Below are 8,010 nucleotides of genomic sequence, written 5' to 3' on the forward strand. Positions count from 1 at the left end.
CGCATGAGATGAAATGGCTCAAGAGAATCGGCGTCGCGCTGGCCGCGGTGGTCCTGCTCTTCCTCGTCGTGGTCGGCCCCTGGCCCGTGTACAAGGACTCCAAGTTCGCCCAGGCCTCCTATTACAGGCAGGCCGTGGCGGACATTGAAAAGGGCGCGGCGCTGTCGGACATCACGGACACGCCGGGCACCCTGCGCGCCGGGTGGGGCGTTCGCGACATGACTCCCCCCATCGGCACACCCATGGGCGGCTACGGCGCGCGCCCGGACGGCAAGCGCTCCAAGGGCGTCCGCGACCGCCTGCACGCCAAGGCCATCGTTCTCGCGGACGGCAAGGACACGGTGGCGATCATCGGCTCCGACATGCTCATCACCACGCCGAACATCGCGGAACTCACGTGGAAGAAGGTGAAGCTGGCGGGCCTCCCGCTCACGGAGAACAACATCCTCTTCACGGCCAGCCACACCCACTGCGGCCCCGGCGGCTTCGGCCCCGGGCTGGCGGCGAAAGTGTCGGCGGGCACCTACGACCCGAAGGTGCCCGAGCTGATCTCCACGGCCTACGCCGAGGCGGTCAAGGAGGCCTACGAGTCCATGAAGCCCGCCAAGATCGCATGGGGCGGCGTGGACGCCCCGGAGCTTATCCGCAACCGCACCCGCGACGCGGCGGTGGACTCGATGCTGAACTACCTTGTGGTGGACAAGGAAACCGGCGAGCGCTGCTATGTCATGCGCTTTTCGGCGCACCCGACCAACTACGGGTCGGGCATGATGGACTTCACCGCCGAGTACCCCGGCGAGTTCATGAAGTCGGTGCAGGAGCAGACCGGCGCGAACGCCATGTACCTGGGCGGATCCCTCGGATCCTCCGGCCCCCGCGCCCCGGAGGGCCCCTCGCCCAACGAGCGCATCATCCTCATGGGGCAGGCGCTCGCCAAGAAGCTGCTGGACAGCACCCAGGCGCTTGAGTTCCACGACAAGGTGGACCTCGCCAGCGTGGGCGCGCCCGTTGGCATGCCCGGCATGCAGATGCGCCCCCTGTCGCCCAAGTGGCGCATTTCCCCCATCTTCGCGCGCCTTTTCGGCGTGCCCACCGAGGGGTGGATCCAGGCCGTCCGCATCGGCGACGTGGTCTTCGCGGGCATGCCCTACGACTTCAGCGGCGAGGTGGGCAAGGCGTGGCGCGAGGAGTACGAGGCCAAGGGGATCAACCTCTGGCCCACCAGCTTCTGCGTCACCTACTGCGGCTACCTCTCCCCCGACCGCTATTACAACGCGCTCGAGGACGAGGGCAAGCTTGACTACGAAACCGGCTTCATGAGCTGGTTCGGCCCCAACGCCGAGGCCTACTTCAAGGCCCTCACGGACAAGGCGGTGGCCGGGGTCACCGGCGGCGGCGCGGCCCGCGTGGCGGCGGCCCCCGCAAACTGAGCATGACCCCGGACGAACAGCGCACCGAAACACCGCCCCCCGCGGCCGCGGATGCCGGCCCCGGGGGGCTTTTCCTGCCCGCCGCCCTCTTCGGTGCGGCGGTCCTGCTGCTGGCGCTTGCAGACATCGGCGAGAGGAGCCTGCTCACGCGGGAGCCCTGGGCCGGAGGACTGGTCTGTCTGGACGGCGAAACGCCCCCCCCGCCGGACGCGCTGGCGGTCCGCGCGCGCATGGTGTCGCGCGACCACCCCGCCCCAGGCGACCGGGAACTGCGCCTGCTGCACGACTGGGCGGTGGACGCGGACGCGGCGCCGCGGTTCCGGGCGGACACTCCGGAACTGGCGGTGGCGGTCTCTGTTCTCCGGGAGGACTTGGCGCCGCTGCTGGCGTCCGGCCGGCTGCCCGAACCCGGCGCGCCGGAGGCCCTTGCGGGGGACCTCGCACGGGAAGACGCCTTTGCCCTCGCCGGGCAGCCGTTCACCGTGGTGGGCAGGCTGCGGCGCAATGTGTCCGGGTTCCTTTTCTCCTACCTGATTCCCGACGATCCCGCGCTGGACGCGGCCTTCCCCGATGACGGGGCCACGGTGGAGGGCTGGGCGCATCCAGACGGGATGAGTCTGCTGGCCGATGATGAGGCGGCGGAGGTCTCCGAAGACTCCGAAGAGGGGGACGGCATGGCGCCGGTCGCGGCGGCGGGCGAGGATTCCGGCGGGACACCCGAAGAGGAGGAGGACCCCGCGGCGCTGGTGCCCCCCTGGCAGGGCGGGGAAACGCGCACCGCGCCCCTGGTGGCGTGGGCGGGTTTCACGGGCCTGCTGCTGGCCGCCCTCTCGGCGTGGATGGCCCACACCCGTCTCTGCCGCCGCTGGGCCGCCACGCTTCCCGACGGGCACTTCTTCCTGCCCCTGTTCGGCGAGGTGGCGGCGCGCCCGCGCCTGTGGACGGGCATGCACGCCGCGCTGTATGCGCTCCTGTTTTCCGCCATGTTTTCCATGATGTCCCAGCCGCTGCTGGCGCACCGGTTCAGCGCGTACATCGGCGCGGTTTTCACCGGGGGCGGGCTGGAGCATGTGGGCCGCGCCTACGCCTCCGGCAACGTGCTGGAGGCCGCCTGGTTCACCTGGAAGAACAACTTTCTGGAGGAGACCGTTTTGAACACGGTGCTCCTGTCGCTGTTCCCCCTGGCGCTGGGGGTGGTCAAGAACGCGTTCACCTTCCTCCTCGTTGGCGCGGGCCTGGCCCCGGTCTGGGTGGGACGTTCGGGCACCTACGCCTTCCATGTGGTCACCATGATCCTGGAGCTGGAAATCTATGCCCTGGCCTCGTTTGCCGTGACCGCCTGGGCGCTCCGCGTCTTCGCCTTCTTCCGAAAACCCGGCTCCGGGGCGTTTTGGGGGCTGCTCACCGGCGTGCGGGTGCTGGGGGGGACCATCCTCTACGCGGGTTTGGTGCTCGCCGCCGCGGCGTTCTATGAGGCGGTGACGCTCATCGGGACGATGCCGTAGCCGCCTCCAGCGCGGCGTCGAAGGCGGGCGTGTTCACGGTTTCAAACCGGCCCTCCCCCGCATGGACCAGCAGGCTCACGGCCAGCCCCTGTTTCTCCGCGAAGGCGCGGCCCGCCTCCGGCCCGAGCACCATCAGCGCCGTCGCATAGGCGTCCGCCCAGGCGCAGGACGGGTGCAGCACGCTTGCCGAGGCGAGGGCATGCTCAATGGGGCGTCCCGTCTTGGGGTCAATGGTGTGCGAGAACCGTTTTCCGTCCACCATGCGGAAATTGCGGTAATCCCCCGAGGTGGCGAGGGCGGCGGACCCCAGCAGCACCACCTCCTGCACGCTGCGCTCCCCGTATTGCGGCCTCTCGACGCCGATGCGCCAGGGGCCGCCCTTGGGGCCGTTCCCCTTCGCCCTCACCTCGCCCCCAACCTCCACCATGTAGCCCGCGACCCCGAGGGTTTCCAGCGCCTCCGCCGCCTTGTCCACGGCATACCCCTTGGCCACGGCCGACAGGTCGCAATAGACGTCCGGTCGCGTCTTGATCAGCCGGTTCTCCGCGTCCACGGCCACCATGCGCCAGCCCACGCGCTCCCGCAGGGCGGCGACGGCCGCGTCGTCCGGCGGCGGCCCCTCCGGGTCGGGGCCGAAGCCCCACGCGTTCACCAGGGGCCCCACGGTGATGTCAAAGGCCCCGTCCGACTGTTCGGAGACGGCGAGGGCAACGCGGAAGACCTCCGCAGTCTCGGTGCTCACGGGGAAGGGGTCCGTGCCGGGGTGCCGGTTGAACCGGCTGAGCTCGGAGTCCTCCCGGTAAGTGGACATCTTTGTGTTGACGTCCTCCAGGGCCGCGTCCACGGCCTTGTGGGCGCGGAGGACCTCCTCCTTCGACAAGGTCCCCGTGAGGGTCACATGATAGGACGCCCCCATGCTCTTCCCCTCGAACTTCGCCACAGACGCCTGCGCGGGGGAGGGGGCGTCCGCGCCGCTCCCCGGGGCGGGCGGGCAGGTCAGCGACCGGTGGGCGTACCAGCCCAGCGCGGCGACGGCGACGAGCGCCAGCGCCGCGTTGCGGACAAACTCAGGGGGTCTCTTCACCGGCGGCCCCGTCCGGCGCGGCGCAGCCGCCGCGGCATTTCCGCTCCTCCTCATACTGCACCACGCGGGAGCACTGCTCCAGGGGGCGGCTGCACGGCGGCGGGCAGAAGGAGGCCTCGCCGATCTCCTGGTCCATGTCGAGGGCCGGCTGGTCCGACTCCGCCGGGCCGATGGGCCGCGCGGGCACCCCGGCCACCGTGGTGTGCGGCGGCACGGACTTCAGGACCACCGCGCCCGCGGCGACCTTGGCGCCCTCGCCCACCTCGATGTTGCCCAGAATCTTGGCGCCCGCCGCGATGAGGACGCCCTGGCGGATTTTCGGGTGGCGGTCGCCCCACTCCTTGCCCGTGCCGCCCAGGGTGACGGCGTGGAGCATGGAGACGTTGTCCTCGACCACGGCGGTCTCGCCGATGACGATGCCCGTGGCGTGGTCAATGAAGACGCCCCGGCCGATGCGGGCGGCGGGGTGGATGTCCACGGCGAAAGCCTCGGAGATGCGGCTCTGGAGAAACAGGGCCAGATGGGTCCGGTCCTGCCGCCAGTAATAATGGGCGATGCGGTGGGCCTGAAGCCCCAGGAAGCCCTTGAAATACAGGATGGGCTGCGAGTACATGCGGCAGGCCGGGTCGCGCCGCCGCACCGCCTCGATGTCCTCCCGGGCGCAGGCGGCCAGGCCGGGGTCCGCCTCGTGCGCGGCCTCCATGAGGTCTCGCAGCGAAAGGGCCGGCAGGGTGACGCTTTCGAGCTTGCTGGCCAGCTGGAAGCACAGCGCGCTCTCCAGCGTGGGGTGGTTCAGGATGGTCGTGTGCAGGAAGCTCGAAAGGGTCGGCTCATGCCCGACCCCCTCCGCCGCCTCCGCGCGTATGGTCTCCCAGATGGGGTCTTTCCCTTTGTCTGTCATGCGGGGCTCCGTCCGTGTGGGGTTGGGACCGGCGCCCGGGGCGCGCCGTTTCGCCCAACAGCATAGCATGGCGTATCCCTGCAAGGGAACAGACGCAGGGAAATCGCACCAAAATCCGCCCACCCTTCCTGACAAAGAGTTCTTTCGTCCCCTGTTCCTTGTCCTCTTCAACGCTGTAAGCGTTGCCGAATATGGCCCGGGCCAGGCCGCCGCCCGAAGGGCCAGGCCTGCCCTGGGTTGCCCGGACAGAAAGAATCGTGTCCCAACGGGGCAGCCGAAATTACGGCGAGAACCCAAAGACAAGGCAGGCGGGACGCCTGCGGTACGAAGAAGACCTGCGGGGCAGTTCCGTACCGCAGGCGTCCCGCCTGCCTTGTCTTCTTCCCGGCGCGTAAATTTCGGCTGCCCCTTTGGGGCATGTTTTCGGGGGAGCCTTCTCCCCAGGGCAGGCCTGGCCCTTCGGGCGGCGGCCTGGCCTGGGCTATATGCGGATGTCCCGTTGGGACAACAAAGACAGAATCACATGACCGAGGGACATTCATGCTGCTCGCAGGCGTTTCTTAAGGCGCATTCTGGTGCGATTGCCCTGGGGAACAGACGCAAGAAAACGCCCGCGCTCACTGCCCGCCGCATGTTTCACGGCATCGCCCGGCTTTTTGACGGACCGCCGGGGCTCTGGTAGACTGGTCGGTGGGACGGGAAAGTTGAATTGCTTTCGGGAATCCCCTGGTGGGGATGGGGAGGGCTGATGCCTGCCTTGCCTTTTCTTTGCGCCGTCGCGCCGTTGCGCTAAAACCTCTTTAACGCCAAGACGCAAAGACGCCAAGGCTCGGGAGGAGGGCGCAGCAAGCGGCGCCCTACGGCGAGCTGATGCGCTCCGCCGGCCTGCCCCTGACCATTGGCTACACCGGCCACCCGTGGGACCGCGCCCTCGGCCAGTACTTCGCCCCCTTCCGCTACTACAACCCTGCCACCGCCCGATGGAACATGCGTGACCCCCTCGGATTCGTGGACGGACCCAATGTCTACGCCTATGTCGCCGGGAATCCGGTGATGCGGACAGACCCGAGCGGGGGGTGGATCGTTATTGTCATTATCGGAGGGGGAGTACTAATAGGTGGGGCCATCATAATTACTGATGTCATTTTGGATGGCATCGATACTGTCTCAGATCACGCAGACGAAATATCCTGCGAGGCCAATCCAACAACCAAGAAGCTCTCGGCGAGACAGAAAAGAAAACTATGGCAAGATGCCAATCCAGGGCAAGAAGTACCATGGGATGACGATTTAAATAGGTACTATGACATGCATCATGTACAACCGACATGAGATAATGGGAAGAATTCGGGAGACAATCTGGCGCCAATGAAACATGACGAACACATGAAATTACATAATGAAAACGGCGACTATTCCTCCACCAAGCGAAAGAAGGCACCAGGGCGTTCACCCTCCGGTGGTGACTGCTAGAAAGGGCACCCATAATGGCGAGAGCTCGCGAGGTTTTGGATGAGATGGTGGCCGCGTGCGCGAGTCGCGACTTGCCGCGCCTGGAAAGGTGTTTATGCGACAATAGAAACACCTTCGCGCGTCTTAAGAAGAGGGTTGCCCCTGTCATCACCTGCTGCCACAACGGGTTTCATGAGGCCATTCCCCTTCTTTGCGCGGGGGGGGCGCAGCTGAATGAGGCATGTGAGGGCACAACCCCTCTGCTTGAGGCGACCCGAAAGGGGGATGCTGTTGCCCTGTCCATTCTGCTTGCGCATGGGGCCGACCCGAACTTGGGGGGGGAAAAGGGCCTTCTCTCTCTGATGCTGGCGGCCCGCCTGGGACTTCCCGAATGTGTCCGATTGCTTCTTGCGCACGGTGCCGGGATCAATCTCGCCGACGCCAGGCAGTGGACGGCGCTTCATGAAGCGGCAGCATACGGACAGGCGGAATGTGTCCAAATATTGCTTTCAGAAGGGGCCGATCCTCTCGCTCGAACAAGACTGTGCATGGGAAAGGAGTGTCTGCGGAGCCTCAGAGGATTCACCCCCCTGCATCTTGCCGCTCAGGAGGGTCATGTGGCGGTTGTGGAGCTTTTGCTGGCATGCACCCCGGTTAACATCAGGTCGAATGAGGGAGAGACTCCTCTATTATCCTCTTCAAAAAGCAGGAATGTAGACACAGTGACACTGCTTCTTAACAGGGGTGCCGATATTGAAGCTGCCAATCGTTATGGGTGCACGACACTAATAGCAGCCGTGTCGAGAGGCGATCTCAACATAATTCGGCTGTTGTTAAATCGTGGGGCAAATCCAGCCGCCGATTATGAAGACCTCGGCCCTGCGATAACCATGGCTAGCAGGGACGTGCCCGGGAACGAAGACAGAGACAAACGGGCAATGGTTGATCTTCTTCTTGAGTATGGGGCGGATGTCAACCAGGTGTGCGCCGAGACCGGCAACACGGCTCTTCATAGCGCTGTTTGCGCAAGGGACCGGGAGTTTGTAAGATTTCTTCTTGATCGTGGCGCAAGGTATGGATCGCTGAATCATGGAAGGACGGAATTGGACGTCGCACGCATCATAGGAGACAACGAGATGGCGGGTCTCATCCTGCAATATGGTCACATCACGGATTTGGATCACAAACATTGAACCTGCGCAAGACCATTTCCTGAATCCAGGATACTATATAAACCTTGATACCGACAGACAGAAAGACGCAGGTCAATCTCATGGGGCGTCCGCTTGACCGATGAGCCGACGTCTGCTATAACCTGATCCGGGTGGCATTGACAGTTGGATCACATGACCTTTCGGGCGGCTGACCCGGGGTCACTTTCCACACGTGCATCCAGCGCGCCGGGACACGCGCCTGATCCGTGGGAACCTTCAGGTGGGGTCCTTGACGGCCTGTCGGCGCTCTGGTAGACTGGTCGGCGGGACGGGAAAGTTGAATCGGTTTCGGGAATCCCTTGGTGGGGATGGGGCGGGCTGATTTCTTTCGCTGCTTGGCCTTTTCTTTGCGCCGTTGCGCCTTTGCGTTAAGGCCTCTTAAACGCCAAGACGCGGGAAGAGGGCGGCAACATCGGCGCGTTGC

At 65.5% G+C, this 8,010-nt stretch carries 6 protein-coding genes; 4 read left to right on the forward strand and 2 right to left on the reverse strand.

Annotated elements, in window-relative coordinates:
• Positions 1-8 precede the first annotated feature (8 nt).
• Positions 9-1,430, forward strand: a complete 1,422-nt coding sequence (locus GXY15_14545) for a hypothetical protein (protein NLV42428.1) — start codon at positions 9-11, stop codon at positions 1,428-1,430.
• A gap of 2 nt (positions 1,431-1,432) precedes the next feature.
• A complete protein-coding gene (locus GXY15_14550) occupies positions 1,433-2,935 on the forward strand; it encodes a hypothetical protein (GenBank protein NLV42429.1) in 1,503 nt (500 codons plus the stop codon).
• Here GXY15_14550 and GXY15_14555 read toward each other — a convergent pair.
• Positions 2,916-4,019, reverse strand: a complete 1,104-nt coding sequence (locus GXY15_14555) for an FAD:protein FMN transferase (protein ID NLV42430.1) — start codon at positions 4,017-4,019, stop codon at positions 2,916-2,918. The genes GXY15_14550 and GXY15_14555 overlap by 20 nt on opposite strands.
• Positions 4,003-4,920 (reverse strand): serine O-acetyltransferase, encoded by a 918-nt coding sequence (gene cysE / locus GXY15_14560; GenBank protein NLV42431.1) that lies wholly within the window; start codon positions 4,918-4,920, stop codon positions 4,003-4,005. Before cysE ends, GXY15_14555 begins: the two co-directional genes overlap by 17 nt.
• An 870-nt stretch (positions 4,921-5,790) precedes the next feature.
• On the opposite strand from cysE, the gene GXY15_14565 reads away from it, so the two are divergent.
• Both GXY15_14565 and GXY15_14570 read left to right on the forward strand, forming a co-directional pair.
• Complete coding sequence (locus GXY15_14565) at positions 5,791-6,252, forward strand: RHS repeat-associated core domain-containing protein (protein ID NLV42432.1); 462 nt, start codon at positions 5,791-5,793, stop codon at positions 6,250-6,252.
• A gap of 155 nt (positions 6,253-6,407) precedes the next feature.
• Positions 6,408-7,565, forward strand: a complete 1,158-nt coding sequence (locus tag GXY15_14570; GenBank protein NLV42433.1) for a hypothetical protein — start codon at positions 6,408-6,410, stop codon at positions 7,563-7,565.
• Positions 7,566-8,010 lie beyond the last annotated feature (445 nt).

This window comes from Candidatus Hydrogenedentota bacterium, assembly GCA_012730045.1.
Taxonomy (GTDB): domain Bacteria; phylum Hydrogenedentota; class Hydrogenedentia; order Hydrogenedentales; family CAITNO01; genus JAAYBR01.

What these genes read in the sequence shown, in the direction of transcription:
- cysE (NLV42431.1), bottom strand. Translation starts at nt 4,920, where the DNA reads ATGACAGACAAAGGGAAAGACCCCATCTGGGAGACCATACGCGCGGAG.
- GXY15_14550 (NLV42429.1), top strand. Translation starts at nt 1,433, where the DNA reads ATGACCCCGGACGAACAGCGCACCGAAACACCGCCCCCCGCGGCCGCG.
- GXY15_14565 (NLV42432.1), top strand. Translation starts at nt 5,791, where the DNA reads ATGCGCTCCGCCGGCCTGCCCCTGACCATTGGCTACACCGGCCACCCG.
- GXY15_14545 (NLV42428.1), top strand. Translation starts at nt 9, where the DNA reads ATGAAATGGCTCAAGAGAATCGGCGTCGCGCTGGCCGCGGTGGTCCTG.
- GXY15_14570 (NLV42433.1), top strand. Translation starts at nt 6,408, where the DNA reads ATGGCGAGAGCTCGCGAGGTTTTGGATGAGATGGTGGCCGCGTGCGCG.